Genomic DNA, 17,195 nt, shown 5'->3' on the forward strand with positions numbered 1-17,195 from the left:
CGGTAGCCAACAAGCTCCCAGGGATGGGCGTCGGCAACAATTCGATTTGCAGAGTCTGACGGGTGGGCATCTATCTCCCGATTGCGGAAATGTCGGTCAATGTGTTCGTGCTCCTGGCGATGGGCGCGGCGGTCGGCTTCCTGTCGGGCATGTTCGGGGTCGGTGGCGGTTTCCTGATCACGCCGCTTTTGATCTTCTACAACATCCCGCCTGCCATCGCGGTTGCCACCGGTGCCAACCAGGTCATCGCCTCGTCATTCTCGGGCGCACTCGCCCATCTCAAGCGCGGCACGCTCGACTTCAAGCTCGGCACCGTGCTGTTGATCGGCGGCATCGCCGGTTCCGCCGCCGGCGGCTTTGTCTTTGCGCTGTTGCGCGCACTCGGCCAGCTCGACCTGTTCATCTCGCTGCTCTACGTCGTCTTTTTGGGCACCGTCGGTGGGCTGATGCTGATCGAAAGCGTCAATGCCTTGCGCCTGACCAAGGGCGGGGTGCCGCCGGCGCTGAAGAAATCGGGCCAGCACAACTGGATCCACCGCCTGCCCTTCAAGATGCGCTTCCGCACCTCGAAGCTGTTTGTCTCGGTCATCCCCGTGCTCGGCATCGGTGCCGGCATCGGTTTCCTCTCCGCCATCATGGGCGTTGGCGGCGGCTTCATCATGGTGCCGGCACTGATCTACCTGCTCAAGGTTCCGACCAATGTCGTCGTCGGCACCTCGCTGTTCCAGATCGTCGTCGTCTCGGCCTTCACCACTTTGGTGCATTCCTCGACCAACCAGACCGTCGACATCATCCTGGCGCTGGTGCTGATGGTCGGCGGCGTTGCCGGTGCGCAATATGGCGCCAAGGCCGGCCAGAAGCTGCGCGGCGAACAGCTGCGCGCCCTTTTGGCGCTGCTGGTGCTGGCGGTGGCCTTGCGCCTTGGCTTCGACCTGTTCGTCAAGCCGCAGAACCTCTATTCGCTGACCGGCGTGAGCGGGCTGTTGTGATGCGGGCGGCGGCATGTCTGGCAGCGCTGGTCCTGGCTGCAGCACTTCCGGCGCGCGCCCAGGAAGCAGCCCACCCCGAAAGCATCCAGATCGGGCTCTCCACCGACCGCGTCGCCATCACCGCCGACTTCTCGGGCGCCGACCTCACCATCTTCGGCGCGCTCGAAAACGCCGACCCGCTGATCAACCGCCAGGGCCGCTACGACGTCTATGTCGTGCTCGAAGGCCCGGCCCGGCCTGTTGTCGTGCGGCGCAAGAGCCGCGTGCTCGGCATGTGGATCAACACCCAGTCCGAAACCTTCGTCAACGTGCCGGTGTCCTATTCGGTGGCGACCACCCGCCAGCCGCAGGACATCACCGATCCCAACAACTACCGCCAGCTGTCGCTGGGTGCCAACAACATCTACATGGAGCCCGAAGACAAGCGCGACAGCCCGCTGACCATCCAGGAGTTCACCGATGCGCTGCGCGAGCGCAAGCAGGCGATCGGGCTCTACTCCGACAATATCGGCGGCGTGCAGTTCCTGTCGCAGAGCCTGTTTCGCGCCACATTGCACCTTGCCCCCAACGTGCCCGTCGGCACCCACAAGGCACGCGCCTTCCTGTTTCGCAACGGCATCTTCATCAAGGAAACCTCCGCCCAGCTTGCCATCGTCAAATCCGGCTTCGAGCAGACCATCTACCGCTTCGCCACCGACCACGGCTTCGGCTACGGCCTGTTCGCCATCGGCCTTGCCATGTTCACCGGATGGCTCGGAAGAATCGTCTTCAGGAAGGACTGAGGAGGTCGACGGCGTCAACCGCTTTTGGTGGCTCGCCGTTGCGGCATGCGCTTGCCCTGCTCTGCTCTGCGATCGGCCTGATCTTCCACGTCCAACGTTGATCGGCCTCTAGAGGGGAAAGCGAAATCCTGCACCGCTACAAGTATCGTCATCAAAAGGCTTGGCGACGGTGTGAAGTGAAGGCGTAAGCGCACGTCCCGACAGCCGAAGACAGCGACTACCCCGGCCTCAGCAACGACCCGGCAATCGGATAAACGCGACTGGCACCGATCATGTAGGCGGTCGGCGCGCCATTGCGGAACATGCCCTTGTAGGCGCGGTCGAGCACGTTGAGCGAACCGGTGAACGCGCCGAATGCCGGCATCACCAGCCGCGCGCCGTCGCTGGCAAAGCAGCGGCGCCGTACCGAACGGCTGCGCTGGACGATGCGGGCGCAAGGATGCAAGTGGCCCGCGACTTCGCCCTCGGCATGGCCCTTCGACGGCTCATGGCGAAACACCAGACCGCCGACGGCGAGTTCCTGCACGGTCTCGCCGGGCAGGTCGTCGGGCGCGTCGGGATCGTGATTGCCGGCGACCCAGAACCAGTCGCGCCCCTTCATCATGCCTAAGAGGCTGTCGCGAAAAGGCTCCGGCAGGCGGGCGGCACCCTCGCCGTCATGAAAGCTGTCACCAAGGCTGACGATGGTTCTCGGCGCGTAATCCTCGACGACCGAAGCCAGCCGCAAAAGCGTCGCCGCCGTGTCGTAAGGCGGGATCAGCCGGCCGCGGCGGGCAAAGGACGAGCCCTTTTCGAGATGCAGGTCGGAAACGACGAGAAGGTCGAGCTCGGGAAAATGCAGTGCTGCGCGCTGGTCGCAGACCGCGCGCACGCCTGAAATGGCGATCGTCTCGCAACCGGCAGCCTTACCCAATTCGCGCGCCGCAATGTTCATGCGCTTCCCATTGCCTCTTCGATCAGGTCTGCCGCCTCGAGCAGCAGCGTATCGTTGGCCTCGCCATTGACCGATTCCCTGCCGATCTCAAGCATCACCGGCACCGCCAACGGCGAAATCTGGTCGAGCATCTTATGAACGATTCGGCCATGAATGCGCGAGAGCATCTCGGCCAGCCTCCTGACATCGAGCAGGCCGGATGCCGCATCGGCGCGCGTCGCCTTGAGCAGGATGTGGTCGGGCTCATGGCTGCGCAAGACGTCGTAAATGAGGTCGGCCGAAACAGTGACCTGCCGCCCATTCTTTTCCTGGCCGGGAAAGCGTTTCTCGATCAAGCCTGAAATGACGGCGCAATTGCGGAAGGTGCGCTTGAGCAGCCAGCTGTCGGAGAGCCAGGCCTCGAGATCGTCGCCCAGCATGTCCTCGTCGAACAGTTCGGCAAGCGCGGGCTGCCTGTTCTTGAACATCGCACCGAGATCGCCGAGCGCCCAGATGGCGAGCGAATAGTCGGTGGCGACGAAGCCGAGCGGCCGGGCGCCGGCGCGCTCCAGCCGCCGCGTCAAAAGCATGCCGAGTGTCTGGTGCGCCAGCCGGCCTTCGAAGGGATAAGCCACCATGTAGTGGCGCTCGCCGCGCGGAAAGGTCTCGACCAGCAGATCCTCGCGCCTCGGCAGGATCGATTTCAGCTGCTGCATGCGCAGCCAATCCGACACCTGATCGGGCAGCGCCTTCCAGCGCGCCGGATCGGCCAGCATGCCGCGCACCTGGTCGGCGAGATAGGTCGAAAGCGGAAACTTGCCGCCGGCATAAGATGGCACCAGTACGTTGCCGCCGCCGCCGGTCGAGACGTAGCACTCGTTTTCGCGGATGCCCTCGAAGCGCAGCACCTTGCCGGCGAAGATGAACATGTCGCCGATCGACAGTGTCTCGACGAAATACTCCTCGATCTTGCCGAGCACCGGCCCGCCGCGCAAGGCCAGCGACTGGGCGCTGCCAGCACCCGATTTGCCCTTGGCGCGGGTGTAGCGAACATTCAGCATCGGCGCCTCGATGATGGTGCCGACGTTGAGTCTGTACTGCTGGGCGATGCGCGGATGCGAGACCCGCCAGGTGCCGTCCTTGGTCAGCCGGATGCGGGCGTAGCGCTCATAGCTGCGCAGCGCGTAGCCGCCGGTGGCGACGAAATCGACGACGCGGTCGAAACTTTCGCGGTCGAGCCCTGCATAGGGTGCAGCCCCCCTCACCTCGGCGAACAGCTCGTCGGCACGGAACGGCTCGCCGCAAGCGCAGCCGAGCACATGCTGGGCCAAAACGTCGAGCGCACCCTCGAGCAGCGGCGGGGTGTCCTGGGCGCCGAGATAGTTGGCCTCCAGTGCCGCCCGGCACTCCAGCACCTCGAAGCGGTTGGCCGGCACCAGGATCGCCCGGCTCGGCTCGTCCATCCGGTGGTTGGCGCGGCCGATACGCTGGGCCAGCCGGCTCGCGCCCTTCGGCGCCCCGACATGGACGACAAGGTCGACGTCGCCCCAGTCGATGCCGAGGTCGAGCGTCGAGGTGGCAACGACGGCGCGCAGCACGTTGTCGGCCATCGCCTTCTCGACCTTGCGGCGCTGGCCGACGTCGAGCGAACCATGGTGCAGAGCTATCGGCAGGTTGTCGTCGTTGACGCGCCAAAGCTCCTGGAACAGCAGCTCCGCCTGGCTGCGGGTGTTGACGAACAACAGCGTCGTCTTGTGCTTGCGGATCGCCTCATAGACATCGGGAATGGCGTAACGGGCCGAATGACCCGACCATGGCACGCGCTCCTCGGAATCGAGGATCGATATCTCGGGCTTGGCGCCGCCCGACACCGTGATCAGTTCGGCCATCTCGCCTGTCGGGTTCTGGTTGACCAGCCAGCGCCTGAGTTCATCCGGCTCGGCCACCGTCGCCGACAGGCCGATCGCCTGCAGGTGGGGCACGAATTTCCTGAGACGCGCCAGCCCAAGCGACAACAGATGGCCGCGCTTGGAGGTCACCAGCGAATGCAGCTCGTCGAGTACGATGTAACGCAGGTCGGAGAAAAAGCGCTCGGCATCCGGCGATGCGATCAGCAGCGCAAGCTGCTCAGGCGTCGTCAACAGGATCTCGGGCGGTGACAGCTTCTGACGCGCGCGCTTGTGCTGTGGCGTGTCGCCAGTGCGCGTCTCCATCGTGATCGGCAAGCCGATCTCGGCGACCGGCTTGCCGAGGTTGCGCTCGATGTCGACCGCCAGCGCCTTGAGCGGCGAGATATAGAGCGTATGCACGCCGCGATGCGCCTCGCCCGGGCGTTTCTTCGGGCGCATGGCAAGATCGGTCAGTGCCGGCAGGAAACCGGCCAGCGTCTTGCCGGCACCCGTCGGCGCGATCAAAAGCACCGAATTGCCTTGCTGCGCCGTCGCCAGCAAGTCGAGCTGGTGGGCACGCGGCGACCAGCCACGCTCGGCGAACCATCGCACGAATGGCTCCGGCAGCATGGCGGCAGTCGAATTCGGCTCCAGGCGCGCTTGGCTCGTCACGCCCCAGACCTAGCGCGCGCGCGCCGCCGCGCCAAGCGGAATCTGGAACAAAAAGGGATCAAGAATGGGTCCAGCGCGACGGCTCCAGCGTCTCGTTCCGTCGCACCCCCCTCTGGCCTGCCGGCCATATCCCCCACAAGCAGGGAGATCACGCCTGCATCGGCATGATCGTCAATCACCAACATTGCAACGCTGATCTTGGGAACTCGCAGGATGAGCGACGCCGGCGACGCGACCAATCTCCCTCCTGTGGGCGCCGGCAGGCCAGAGGGGGTGGGGAAGGATCGCGATGCAACAGACTTGCATCCCAGGTACCGCCGTATCAGATGAGCAGCCCAAACCGAGAGCCGCCCATGCCCGACACAGCCTCCCACGAAGCCCGCATTGCCGAACTGGAACGGCTCGTCCGCGAGCTCCAGCAGCAGCTTGAAGCGCTGCAAAAACAAACGGGCATCACTGCGAAGCCGGCAGAAAAGCCGCTGCGCTCGCGCGGCATGCTCGGCAGCCCAAGCAGCAGCCGCCAGCGCTAGGCCGCGCGCTCCGTCACCACGATCAGCCCCTCGACCGGCTCGCGGCGATCCTGGCGGATCACCGCGTGCTCGAGCAAAACCAGCCTCAGACCGGCAGCCATGATCAGCCCATGCACATAGGCTTCGGAATGGGCATAGCGGCGCGATTCCTGCAGCTCGAAGACACCCTCGCCGGCAAGACGCTCGACCGAAAAGGCAAACAATCCGCCCGGTGCCAGCATCTTCATCACGCTCGCAAACACCTTATCGAGCGCGCCGAGATACATGAACACGTCGGCGGCGGTAACAAGGTCGGCCGTCTCGCCGGCAAATTCCAGCTCCTGCAGATCGGCCTTGTCGAGCCTGTCATAGACACCCTTGTCGCGCGCCTTGCGCAGCATCTCGGCCGAGATGTCGTAGCCGTCGAGGCGTTGCGCCACCGGCCTGAGCTTGACGCCCATCAGCCCGGTGCCGCAGCCGAGATCGACGGCATGGCCGAACTGCCGCCGGCCGGTTGCGGCGATTGCCGCCGTCAACAGTTCCGGCACGCGGTAATGCAGCGTCTCGACCAGCGCGTGGTCGAATTTTTCCGCATACTGGTCAAACAGCATCTCGACAAAGGCGCTCGGCGGACAGTCGGCGGCGGGGACTGCGCCGATCAGCTGCAGCTTGAGCGCCGCACCCGGCCGATCGGTGGGCTCGAGCTTCAGCGACATGCGCCAGGCTTCGGCAGCGGCTTCCATCTGCCCGGCGGCTTGCTGCATCTCACCGAGGCGAAACCAGCCCATCGCCCATTTCGGCGCGATTTCCAGCGCCCCCAGCATCAGCTCGGCAGCGGCCGCATGGTCGCCCGAGCCGAACAGCATTTCGGCATAGTCTGCCCGCCGGTCGGCCAGCAGGTCGTTGGAAGAGAGCTGCAGCGGCGTCAAGCGCAAAATCCACAAAAAGGAGGGTGGCGCGCATTACTGCCAAAGCGGGCTTCCACGCAAGCGGCAAATGCCTATCTTGTGGCAATGCGGCCCAGCGACCTGCTCCATTCCCGCCCCGAGGGGCTCTATTGCCCATCGGGCGATTTCTACATCGACCCGGTGCGGGCGGTGGAACGGGCGCTGATCACGCATGGCCATTCCGACCACGCCCGCCCCGGCCACGCCAAGGTTCTGGCGACGCGCGAGACGCTCGACATCATGGCGATCCGCTGCGGGCCGGATTTCGCTGGTGCCACCCAGGCGATGCCGCTTGGCGACAAGATCAAGCTCGGCGATGTCACCGTGTCGTTCCATCCGGCCGGCCATGTGCTCGGCTCGGCGCAGATCGCGGTCGAGCGCAATGGCATGCGCATCGTCGCCTCGGGCGACTACAAGCGCGCCAGGGACCCGACCTGCGCCGCCTTCGAGGTCGTGCCCTGCGACGTCTTCATTTCCGAAGCCACTTTCGCCCTGCCGGTCTTCCGCCACCCCGATGCATCGGACGAGATCGGCAAGCTGCTCAAATCGATCCGGCAGTTTCCCGAGCGCGCCCATCTTGTCGGCGCCTATGCGCTCGGCAAGGCGCAGCGGGTGATGCGGCTGCTGCGCGACAGCGGCTACGACAAGCCGATCTATATCCATGGCGCGCTGACGCGGCTGAGCGAATATTATCAGAGCCAGGGCGTCGATCTTGGCGACCTCCAACCCGCGACCGTCGAGGATGGCGACAGAAGCGATTTCGCCGGTGCCATCATCGTCGCCCCGTCATCGACCTTCGCCGACCGCTGGGCGCGGCGCTTCCCCGACCCGCTCGCCGCCTTTGCCTCGGGCTGGATGCGCATCCGCCAGCGCGCCAGGCAAGGTGGCGTCGAACTGCCGCTCATCATCTCCGACCATGCCGACTGGGACGAGCTGACCGAAACGATCAAGGACACCGGCGCCGGCGAGGTCTGGGTCACCCATGGCCGCGAGGAGGCGCTGGTGCGCTGGTGCGAACTCAACGGGATATCAGCCCGGCCGCTGCATCTTGTCGGCTACGAGGACGAGGGCGATTGATGGCCGCCATCGTATTCCTTCGCACACACTCCTGCCCGGTCGCGGGCGGCAGGACTGCCGGGCCCGCGAGACAGCACCCCCCTCTGTTCTGCCGGACATCTCCTCCGCAAGGGGGGAGATCAGCCGTCATCACCGCCTTCACCAATCGCCACCGTCGCAGGACGAGCGCCAACAGCGGAGCTGCCAATCTCCCCCCTTGCGGCGGAGATGGCCGGCAGGCCAGAGGGGGGTGGGACGGAACTCGCCCTTCGCGGGAAGCCCCCGCCCCATGAACCGCTTCGCCGAGCTCCTCGACCGTCTCGTGCTGACGCCATCGCGCAACGGCAAGCTGAAGCTCATCACCGATCATTTCCGTTCGGTCGAAGATCCCGACCGCGGGCTGGCGCTCGCCGCACTGACCGGCGAGCTCGACATTGCCTCCGTCAAGCCGGCCATGTTGCGCCAGCTCGTCTCCGAGCGCATAGATTCCATCCTTTTCGGCTATTCCTACGACTATGTCGGCGACCTCGCCGAGACCGTGTCGCTGGTCTGGCCCGAGACGCCGGGCAGCCGGCCCAACCACGCCATCACGCTCGCCGAAGTGGTCGAGAAACTTCAGTCAGCCAGCCGCTCCGACGGTCCAGCCGTGCTTGCCCGCCTGCTTGACCAGGCCGGTGTCTCGGCCCGCTTCGCCATCATCAAGCTCGTCACCGGCGGCCTGCGCATCGGCGTCTCCGCCCGCCTCGCCAAGCAGGCGCTGGCCGATCTCGGCCCGGTCGACGTGTCCGAGATTGAAGAGCTGTGGCATGGCCTCGCTCCGCCTTATATCGGCCTGTTCGCCTGGCTGGAGGGCAAGGCCCCGAAGCCGGAGAAGGCCGCAAGGGCATTGTTCAGGCCGGTCATGCTGTCCAATCCGGTTGGCGACGGCGATCTCGCAAAGCTCGATCCGACCGACTACGCGGCCGAATGGAAATGGGACGGCATCCGCGTCCAGGCGGTATCGGAAGGCGGCATCCGCCGGCTCTATTCGCGCACCGGCGACGATGTCTCAGGCGCCTTCCCCGATGTCGTCGCGGCGATGGACTTCGATGCCACGCTTGACGGCGAACTGCTCGTCGGCGTGCCGCGCGAGGCGACCGGCACTTTCTCCGACCTGCAGCAGCGGCTCAACCGCAAGACCGTGTCAGTCAAGATGCAGGACCGTTATCCCGCCTTCGTGCGCTGCTACGACCTGCTCCAGCACGGCGGCGAAGACCTGCGCGCGGTGCCGTTCACCGAGCGCCGCGCGCGCCTCGAAACATTCATCGCCACGCTCGACCCCGACCGTTTCGACCTGTCGCCGCTCATTGCCTTCGACAGATGGGAGCAGCTCGAGAAAATGCGCAGCACTCCGCCGCATCCGATCATCGAGGGCGTCATGCTGAAGCGCCTCGACTCGCCCTATCTCGCCGGTCGCCCCAAGGGTCCGTGGTTCAAGTGGAAACGCGATCCGCACACGGTCGACGCGGTGCTGATGTATGCCCAGCGCGGCCATGGCAAACGCTCGAGCTTCTATTCGGACTACACTTTTGGCGTCTGGTCGGGCGTGGAAGGCCAAGAGGAGCTGGTGCCGGTGGGAAAAGCCTATTTCGGCTTTACCGACGAAGAGCTCAAACAGATCGACAAATTCGTCCGCGACAACACCATCGAGCGCTTCGGCCCGGTGCGCTCGGTGCGCGCCGACAGGGCACACGGGCTGGTGCTGGAAGTCGCGTTCGAGGGCCTCAACCGCTCGACGCGCCACAAGTCGGGCGTCGCCATGCGAATTCCCACGGATATCGCGCCTGCGCTGGGACAAGCCGCCCGCCGAAGCCGACCGCATCGAAACGCTGCAGGCGCTGCTCGACTAGCGCATCGGCCCGAAAATCGGGACCGATTTTCGGAAATCACTATGCCTAGATTGAATCTATTAGAGTGCCCTTTGTGCATCGGATGCACAGCCGCTATTCGGTCACCGACACCCTGATCTCGTAGATGTCGACCGCCTTGCCTTCCTTGGCCAGGTCCGAATTGATGGCGATGGTGCCGGCAGCGCCGGGCTGCTTGTCGGGCACGTCCATCTCGAACAGGTATTCGCCGCGCTGGTAGCCGACGAGATAACGCTTGCGACCGCAGTCACCGAGCTCGCCGAAATTGCAATCGACGGCCATCTGCGTTTCCTTGCCGTCCTCGGCGCGGGCGACGATGTCGAACACGGCATGCTTGCCGGCGATCTGCTCGAGCACACCCTGGCCGACATCGAAGCTGACCGCCGAGCCGGTGCTGCCAGAGCGGATGCGCAGGAAGCTGCCGGTGTCGTCCTTGGCAACTTCGGCCGAGGTGCCGCTCGGCGCGCTGACGTCAGTCGGGTCGGTCGGCGTGAACACGGTGATCCAGTTGCGCGCCTGGTCGACCTGGCCCGGCCGTGCCGGCCCGGCATCGGTGGGCGAAAAATCCTCACTCTCGAGCTGCTTCGGCGGGTTGTGCACCGAGGTGTCGATCTCTTCGGCCGATTTAAACTGGTCGGTCTGCACCGCCCACCAGGCGCCGATGCCGCCCATGGCGAGCAGGGTGACGGCAAAAAACATCGCCGCATAAGGCCGCCGTCTTTCGGCACGCGCGCTGGCCCGGTCGGCCGCCCGCCGTTCCGCCCGGCTGCGCTTTTCGGTGATCTCGGTAGGCGGCCCGCCGGGCAAGGTCGCATCGGGCATGATGTCGGGCACGACGGGTGTCACACCTGCCGCCGGGTTGCCGATCGAAACGGACGGAGCCCTGGCCGCGCCATTGCCGTTGAGCGATATTTCCGGTGCCGATGCCGCATCCGCCGCGCCCAGCGAGACCGCGGGCGCCGCCGGCATGAATTCCGATTCGATCTCGGTGATCTTGGCCTGCAGCGACTTGCGGCGGTTGATCGCCGCTTCGACGGTCATCGCCGGATTGGCCTTGAGCGCGCGGTCGAGCGCGCCAAACGCGGCGCGATAGACCTTTTCGCGAAACTCGCGGTTCTCGGGATCGCCTTTTTCGAAAGCGTTCCGGATCGCCTTTTCGATCGAATCCAATCGATGCTCCTCGCAACGGCGCCTGTGTTGCCAGATGGTTAGCGGCAGAAAAGGCATCAATCAACGGCGCTGTTAGCGAATTGTCGGCCAAAACGGGGTGCAATGCGCCTTGGGGCCGGCAAAACAACCGAAGCGACGACCACACCCCGTCCATTGTCGAGACGATGCGATCTGCTATATGGAGTGACGTTTACGGAAACGTCAAAAATCGAGAGCCGGGAGAGACGAGCGTGGCGCTGCCTGAAATCCTCAAGAAGAACTTGCGTGTTCCCGTCGTCGGCGCGCCGCTGTTCATCATCTCACATCCGCCGCTGGTGCTGGCCCAATGCAAGGCCGGCATCGTCGGCTCGTTCCCGGCGCTGAACGCCCGCCCCGAAGCCCAGCTCGACGAGTGGCTGGCCATGATCACAGAAGACCTCGCCGCTCATGACGCCGCCAAGCCGGACCGCCCGGCCGCGCCCTTTGCCGTCAACCAGATCGTCCACAAGTCCAACAAGCGGCTCGAACATGATTTGCGCCTGTGTGTGAAGTACAAGGTGCCGATCGTCATTTCGTCGCTCGGCGCGGTCGAGGAGGTCAACCAGGCCGTCCATTCCTATGGCGGCATCGTGCTGCACGACATCATCCACGACCGCCACGCCCGCAAGGCGATCAAGATGGGGGCTGACGGACTGATCGCGGTCGCCGCCGGTGCCGGCGGCCATGCCGGCACGCTGTCGCCGTTTGCCCTGATCCAGGAGATCCGCCAGTGGTTCGACGGCGCGCTGCTGCTGTCGGGCGCCATCGCCAATGGCGGCGCGGTGCTCGCGGCCCAGGCCATGGGCGCCGATCTCGCCTATATCGGCTCGCCCTTCATCGCCACCGAAGAGGCCCGCGCGGCCGACGCCTACAAGCAGATGATCGTCGAATCCAAGGCCGCCGACATCGTCTATTCCAACCTGTTCACTGGCATCCACGGCAACTATCTCAAGGGCTCTGTCCGCGCCGCCGGCATGGATCCGGACAACCTCGCCGTCTCCGATCCCACCCACATGGATTTCGAGGGCGACAACAAATACAAGGCCTGGAAGGACATCTGGGGCTGCGGCCAGGGCATCGGCGCTGTCGACAAGGTCGTGCCGGTGGCCGAACTGGTCGAGCGCCTGGCTGGCGAATACGCCGCCGCCAAGGCCCGCCTCGCCGGCTGAAGTCACTGACCGCTGCGGCACGTAACTGGACGTCCAGGCCGTCGACGCTTTCGCCTCCGCGCAATGTGGGTGCCCGGACCTTCCGGGGCCCCCAACGCCTCCTGACTACTTCCGCTGGGGGGCGCCCCTCGACTTTGCGCGATGTGGGCGGCTCCGAGCCGACATCCCGTGCCGGGCTGTGGCCTTACGCCACGACACGCGGCGACTTCTTCGCCTCTTGTCAAAACCCTGCAAAGGCCGCTTGAAATCCGCGCGCAATGAAGTTATCACGCGCTCACTGTCTCGCGCCCTTCGGGTCGCGAAGCCTGGAAGCCGCTTTAGCTCAGTTGGTAGAGCACATCATTCGTAATGATGGGGTCAGGTGTTCGAGTCACCTAAGCGGCACCAAACTTCCAAATAAAACCAATCACTTGCAGTTGAGCACCGCTCCAAACGAACTCGCTCGGAGAACGTTGGGACACCTTTTCTGGGGATGGCACTTGTCGCCATATTCCCTCAATACGAGAAGATCATCTCGCACATTTTTGGCGTGCCTGCCGCTTTCGCCATCTCGCAATCGACGGCTTACTATTTCTTCTTCCGCAACAAGCGCCTTCCTTCGAGCACGGAATACTGGCGATTGGCAGCTACTGCACGGTTATCAGCGTCGGGTGGGCGATTGCATTGCTCTTACTGTCCGATTCCGGATTGGCCGACATGTCAGCAAGCTTCATCGTCTTCTTGATGGCCATGGTCATCGGCGCGCAGTTCGCTCTGCTTGCCATCTCCTTCTCGAGCTGGGTTGGCCGGAGGCTTTTGGCCATAGGGCAGCCGATGCGCGTGACAATCTCGTCCAGTAGGTGCGTCAGCGTGCGGTCGTCCCCTGTCCGCCGCATACTGCTTCCGCATCCCGCACTTTTCGCACGAGACAACGACCCTTTTTGGAAGGGAATTCATCGGCGTGGTATTCGGCGCGTCGAGCGCTATTCTCTGGCAGATTGGCTACTAAGGCTTGGAAACCTGCATGGCGGGGCTACCGGACGATAGTTTTGCAGACATCGCTCGTCTCATAGAGAGTGCCGGCACCCCATTTCCGACTTCGCATATCCGACGCATGGTTCTGCGCGCAACGTCCGTATACGAGGCCACCGAGGAGATTGCCCATCTGATCGAACGATTGAACTTCAGCCTCGATATTCTGGAAATCGTCCTCGCAGAAATCGGTGACGGCCCGAACTTCAATCGGCTCAACGCCCTCGACGATCTCCGCAAACTCGAAGCCGCGTGCGATCGGCAGCGGCAGTCTTTTATTCGATAGATAAAGGTGAGCAGCAGCCTCTAGAGGCAAAGCGCAAGGAATGGCAGGCCTGGTTAGCCAGCGAAGGGTGGACAAAAGGTCGGTGTCTTGCTGGACCAACGCTCAGCTCAAGTTGAGTTAGAACCTACTTGAACAACCGTACGTTCAATGCAAAGAGAGCCGTGGGGCTAAGCATGAACTGCATTGGGCAATGGGGAAATGTCGGAAGTTGTAAATGCGGTCTGGATCGGCCGCAAATTGGGCCCCGTGCACGCTGCGTGCCTGAGGTCTTTTTTAAAGCATGGGTATGGGGTTCTACTTCATACTTTTGAACGTCCAGAAGACACACCGGATGGTGTTGAGATCTTCGACGCCCATCAGTTGATGAAACCGGAGGAAATCGTGCAGCATCGGGCATCCGGCAGCTACGCGTTGGCTTCGGACATCTACCGCTATCGAATCCAAAGGGAAGGCATGGGACTGTACGTCGATGCGGACATGTACTGTCTTCGCCCTTTTCCGGTTTCTGATTGCGTGCTCGGCTGGGAGTCAGATAACTATCTCGGAAGTGCAGTACTTAAGTTTCCGCAACAGAGCAAGTTTCTTGCTGCTGTGATTGAATCTGCGGAAAATCCACACTTCATCCCCCCGTGGATGTCATCTGGACGACGTCGCACGCTTGCAGCGCGGCGGTTACTCGGTCGGCCGAAGCATGTGAGCAGAATGCCTTGGGGCACTATCGGCCCACACCTCATTACCTATTGGGCAAAGAAGCTCAACGCTTTGCGCCAAGCTTCTCCGATCGATTATTTTTACCCGCTGCATTACGAGCAAACGAAACTGCTGATGCAGCCAGGTTTGTCGGTTGAGGATATCGCGTCGCCGCGCTCATACCTTATGCATCTCTGGAGTTCGCAGCTCGGAGATGTCGACCCGACGCCGGGAACACCGCTTGCGGAAATCATCCGCACGTAATGGCCACTGGCAGCCCTCAACATGAGAGGGCTGCCTAGTCTTCTATCGCTGCCACGCTTGCAGCAAGAGCCTCGTCAGTCATTCCCCTGATTTGGCCCTGTGCCGCGAGGACCTGGGCCTGCCAATCTCCGCGTCGCAGGTTGTCGACGGCTTCGTGAATTGTTTCGGGACCGACATTCTCAGCGCGAAACACAAACGGCCAACCAGTTTTCCCAACCACTGCCGCAACCTTCGCCCCGCCGGGAACCTGGTCAATAGCGATGACCGGCTTGCCCGCTGCTAATGCCAAAAGCGCGCCATGCATCCGGGTGGTCAACACGATATCAGAGGCGGCGAGCTGTGCATTGATCGTCGCCGGGGTGTTTTTCGCCGACAACACCGTATCGATTGAGATTGGCTGGAACCCGTTTTGGCGAACGACGTCTTGAAACACCGTTTCCGCCAGCTGAGCCATGCCCTTGCGAGCATCGCCATATTCGCCTTGAGGCCCTCGGAGACACACGCCGACGGTGCTGAAGGTTGTTCCCCGTTGGGCAGGCGCAACAAACTCTGCGATTGCCAGGTCAAAGTAGGACCTGTCGGCGCCATCGCGGGCAACAATGCGGTCGAACCGCCCATTCATCGTCGACTGGTTCGTGAGCACACTAACGCCAACTGCTACTTTCTTGGCTCGTGCATGGATGGAGAGCAGATCGCGAAGCTCGCGGTTATCTGTGACCGGACCACATACGAAGACCAGTTTTTGAGCTGGCTGGATTGAATAAATGTCATCGACCGACAGGTGATCGGGCAATCGCAAGTCGGTGTGCGAAACGACTGCATGTTCGATTCCGCCACGCGCAAGTCGAGCCGACAGATTGTTCACAGCCATCAGATCGCCAAGCGTCGGGCCGCCTTTGTAACCGTAGCTTCCCCACCAGAACAAAAGCAGCGGTGGAGCCTCCACGGTCTTCGCCGTTAGGTGCTTTCGCTCAAACGATACCCACGCCGTCCTGAGAGACATCTCTTCGCCCTGTTGCCCGGAGCGGGTATATCTATCGAAGATACGCGATGCCAGAGCGTAGCCGACACGGTCCAAAGCGAAATTCGAAGACGTTTGAAGGGGCCTGGCGCGCCTGAACCGGGCTTCAGGCCAGAGTTGAAACGATAGCTTCAGGCGGCGTCAGCAGATTGGCGCGCGCCTGACGAAGCCGTTTTGAGACGGCACTGTGACGGTCTTTGCGCATTGCGCGGGAGAATTAACGCCACGCGTGTTTTCCATGCGCTGCGGAAACAAAAAATTGATCGGCAAAAGCTGTGTTCCATGCACAAACCAGGGACGAACAGCGCCGCATCAATCTATCGATCTAGTTGACCCAGACGATTGATGAGCGAGTATTACCGAGGGCAAAAGATAAAAAATTGGGCGGTGCTTGGCATGGCAAATCAACTATCTTACTCACAGCGCGAGGCCCGGGACGCATTGCTTCGCCGACGCGAGAGTTATTTCGCGATACAAAAAATTCTTTCACGGCCTTCGCGCGACGAAGAAGGTGGCAATCTGGAATGCGTCCACTGCCACAATCGCTTCACCGGCGTGACGGCGGCTGCCTGGAAATTCGGACTTTGCGACAATTGCCTGCACCACGACTGAATGCGGAAGACAGGTTCCCGCGACGCTGCGCTTGGCGCAACGACGGCGAACCTGTCCATTGGCGCCCAGTCGGTGACCGCGCCAGCCTTCATCGCTGACATGGCCCCACATTTGTCGGCCGGGCGATCTGCCCATCTCCTGTGATCTGGCCGCCGTTGCATCTGCCGTCGCAACAGGCCGTGCCCAACTGGCGGCTCGCCCGCCACACGCATATTTCGAGCCAATCCCGAACTTGACTTGACCATGCATTAGAAACTGCGCAACCTCGCTCGAAATGGAGGAGGTGGCTCGATCGCCAAGACGCGTTCCGGGCCACGACGGGGAGCAAGCATGTCCGACCAGACCGCGGAGTCGTCCGCCACCCACGCCGTTATGCGTCAGCCGCTGCTGGCGCGTATCGACTGGCTCAATGTCAGCGGCCTCGCCTTCTACCATCTCGTGGCACTTTATGCCTTGCTGCCGTGGTTCTTCAGCTGGACCGGTGTCATCCTCTGCATTGCCGGCATCTATGTCTTCGGCACGCTGGGCATCAATCTCTGTTACCATCGCCTGCTCACCCATCGCGGCTTCACCTGCCCGAAATGGCTGGAGCACGGGCTGGCGATCATCGCCGTCTGCGCCTTCCAGGACACGCCGGCGCGCTGGGTGGCCGTGCATCGCCGCCATCATGAACATGCCGACGAGGAGCCCGACCCGCACAGCCCGGTCATCAACTTCCTCTGGGCCCATGTCGGCTGGCTGATGGTCAGATCGCCCGACATGGAGCGCATGCAGATCTACGGACGCTACGCCAAGGACATCGTCCGCGACCCGTTCTACCGCAAGCTCGACAAGCCGCATGTCTATCTCGGCATCATCCTGGCCTCGTGGGCGGCATTTTTCGGCGGCGGCGTGGCCGCCAGCCTGATCGCCGGGCAGGCGACAGGCGAAGCCCTGCAGTTCGGCCTCAGCCTGCTGGTCTGGGGCGTGTTCCTGCGCACCGTCATTACCTGGCACATCACCTGGTCGGTCAATTCGGTCACCCATGTCTGGGGTTACCGCAACTACGAAACCAGCGACGACAGCACCAACAACATGATCGTCGGTCTGCTCAGCAATGGCGAGGGCTGGCACAACAACCACCATGCCGACCCGCGCTCGGCGCGCCACGGCCACCACTGGTGGGAATTCGATGTGACCTACCTGTCGATCCGGCTGCTTGGACTGCTCGGACTGGCCGACAAGATCGCCGAGCCACGGCGGCATACTGACTGACGTCCCAAAGAAATCGCCGGCGAAGCAGCGCTTGCC

Annotated in this window: 15 protein-coding genes, 1 tRNA gene and 1 pseudogene; 11 read left to right on the forward strand and 6 right to left on the reverse strand. The window is 63.1% G+C overall.

The genetic code is table 11. The annotated features are described in order from the left end of the window. Window positions 1-62 precede the first annotated feature (62 nt). Window positions 63-989, forward strand: coding sequence for a sulfite exporter TauE/SafE family protein (locus ACHMW7_RS25455; protein ID WP_184771912.1), 927 nt, complete (start codon window positions 63-65; stop codon window positions 987-989). Then, entirely contained in the window at window positions 989-1,771 is a 783-nt protein-coding gene (locus tag ACHMW7_RS25460; RefSeq protein ID WP_395448189.1) for a TIGR02186 family protein, read from the forward strand. The genes ACHMW7_RS25455 and ACHMW7_RS25460 overlap by 1 nt, the downstream gene beginning before the upstream one ends. Window positions 1,772-1,988: 217 nt before the next feature. Here ACHMW7_RS25460 and pdeM read toward each other — a convergent pair whose 3' ends face one another. Together pdeM and ACHMW7_RS25470 are read right to left on the reverse strand one after the other, a co-directional pair. After that, window positions 1,989-2,705: a ligase-associated DNA damage response endonuclease PdeM gene (pdeM, locus tag ACHMW7_RS25465; protein ID WP_395448190.1), complete on the reverse strand. Its 717-nt coding sequence runs from the start codon at window positions 2,703-2,705 to the stop codon at window positions 1,989-1,991. Further along, window positions 2,702-5,203, reverse strand: coding sequence for a ligase-associated DNA damage response DEXH box helicase (locus ACHMW7_RS25470; RefSeq protein ID WP_395451437.1), 2,502 nt, complete (start codon window positions 5,201-5,203; stop codon window positions 2,702-2,704). The genes pdeM and ACHMW7_RS25470 overlap by 4 nt, the downstream gene beginning before the upstream one ends. Window positions 5,204-5,598: 395 nt before the next feature. Between ACHMW7_RS25470 and ACHMW7_RS25475 the strand changes: the two genes are divergently transcribed. Continuing rightward, window positions 5,599-5,775 (forward strand): hypothetical protein, encoded by a 177-nt coding sequence (locus tag ACHMW7_RS25475; protein WP_395448191.1) that lies wholly within the window; start codon window positions 5,599-5,601, stop codon window positions 5,773-5,775. On the opposite strand, the gene ACHMW7_RS25480 is transcribed toward ACHMW7_RS25475, so the two are convergent. Next, a complete protein-coding gene (locus tag ACHMW7_RS25480) occupies window positions 5,772-6,683 on the reverse strand; it encodes a methyltransferase domain-containing protein (RefSeq protein ID WP_395448192.1) in 912 nt (303 codons plus the stop codon). The genes ACHMW7_RS25475 and ACHMW7_RS25480 overlap by 4 nt on opposite strands. Before the next feature lie 84 nt (window positions 6,684-6,767). Between ACHMW7_RS25480 and ACHMW7_RS25485 the strand changes: the two genes are divergently transcribed. Continuing rightward, a complete protein-coding gene (locus ACHMW7_RS25485) occupies window positions 6,768-7,778 on the forward strand; it encodes a ligase-associated DNA damage response exonuclease (protein WP_395451438.1) in 1,011 nt (336 codons plus the stop codon). A 268-nt stretch (window positions 7,779-8,046) separates the two neighbouring features. Further along, window positions 8,047-9,646, forward strand: a pseudogene (locus tag ACHMW7_RS25490) (cisplatin damage response ATP-dependent DNA ligase). A gap of 93 nt (window positions 9,647-9,739) precedes the next feature. On the opposite strand, the gene ACHMW7_RS25495 reads toward ACHMW7_RS25490, so the two are convergent. After that, the gene (locus ACHMW7_RS25495) at window positions 9,740-10,834 is read right to left on the reverse strand and encodes a hypothetical protein (RefSeq protein ID WP_395448193.1); all 1,095 of its coding nucleotides are present in this window, start codon (window positions 10,832-10,834) and stop codon (window positions 9,740-9,742) included. A 230-nt stretch (window positions 10,835-11,064) separates the two neighbouring features. On the opposite strand from ACHMW7_RS25495, the gene ACHMW7_RS25500 reads away from it, so the two are divergent. Beyond that, complete coding sequence (locus tag ACHMW7_RS25500; protein ID WP_395448194.1) at window positions 11,065-12,021, forward strand: NAD(P)H-dependent flavin oxidoreductase; 957 nt, start codon at window positions 11,065-11,067, stop codon at window positions 12,019-12,021. 311 nt (window positions 12,022-12,332) lie between these two features. Continuing rightward, window positions 12,333-12,408, forward strand: a tRNA-Thr gene (locus ACHMW7_RS25505). Window positions 12,409-12,647: 239 nt separating this feature from the next. Here the strand turns inward: ACHMW7_RS25505 and ACHMW7_RS25510 are convergent. After that, window positions 12,648-12,896 (reverse strand): hypothetical protein, encoded by a 249-nt coding sequence (locus tag ACHMW7_RS25510; RefSeq protein ID WP_395448195.1) that lies wholly within the window; start codon window positions 12,894-12,896, stop codon window positions 12,648-12,650. A gap of 128 nt (window positions 12,897-13,024) precedes the next feature. Here ACHMW7_RS25510 and ACHMW7_RS25515 point away from each other — a divergent pair, with 128 nt between their 5' ends. Both ACHMW7_RS25515 and ACHMW7_RS25520 read left to right on the forward strand, forming a co-directional pair. Continuing rightward, entirely contained in the window at window positions 13,025-13,318 is a 294-nt protein-coding gene (locus tag ACHMW7_RS25515; protein WP_395448196.1) for a hypothetical protein, read from the forward strand. Window positions 13,319-13,516: 198 nt separating this feature from the next. Continuing rightward, window positions 13,517-14,272 (forward strand): hypothetical protein, encoded by a 756-nt coding sequence (locus tag ACHMW7_RS25520; RefSeq protein WP_395448197.1) that lies wholly within the window; start codon window positions 13,517-13,519, stop codon window positions 14,270-14,272. Between the two features lie 34 nt (window positions 14,273-14,306). Here the strand turns inward: ACHMW7_RS25520 and ACHMW7_RS25525 are convergent, their stop codons facing one another. After that, window positions 14,307-15,350 (reverse strand): polysaccharide pyruvyl transferase family protein, encoded by a 1,044-nt coding sequence (locus ACHMW7_RS25525; RefSeq protein ID WP_395448198.1) that lies wholly within the window; start codon window positions 15,348-15,350, stop codon window positions 14,307-14,309. 288 nt (window positions 15,351-15,638) lie between these two features. Between ACHMW7_RS25525 and ACHMW7_RS25530 the strand changes: the two genes are divergently transcribed. Next, entirely contained in the window at window positions 15,639-15,905 is a 267-nt protein-coding gene (locus tag ACHMW7_RS25530) for a hypothetical protein (RefSeq protein ID WP_395448199.1), read from the forward strand. Between the two features lie 330 nt (window positions 15,906-16,235). After that, window positions 16,236-17,159 (forward strand): acyl-CoA desaturase, encoded by a 924-nt coding sequence (locus tag ACHMW7_RS25535; RefSeq protein WP_395448200.1) that lies wholly within the window; start codon window positions 16,236-16,238, stop codon window positions 17,157-17,159. Window positions 17,160-17,195 lie beyond the last annotated feature (36 nt).

Origin of the sequence: Aminobacter sp. UC22_36 (genome assembly GCF_044056035.1) — a bacterium.
In the GTDB taxonomy this organism is placed as follows: domain Bacteria; phylum Pseudomonadota; class Alphaproteobacteria; order Rhizobiales; family Rhizobiaceae; genus Aminobacter.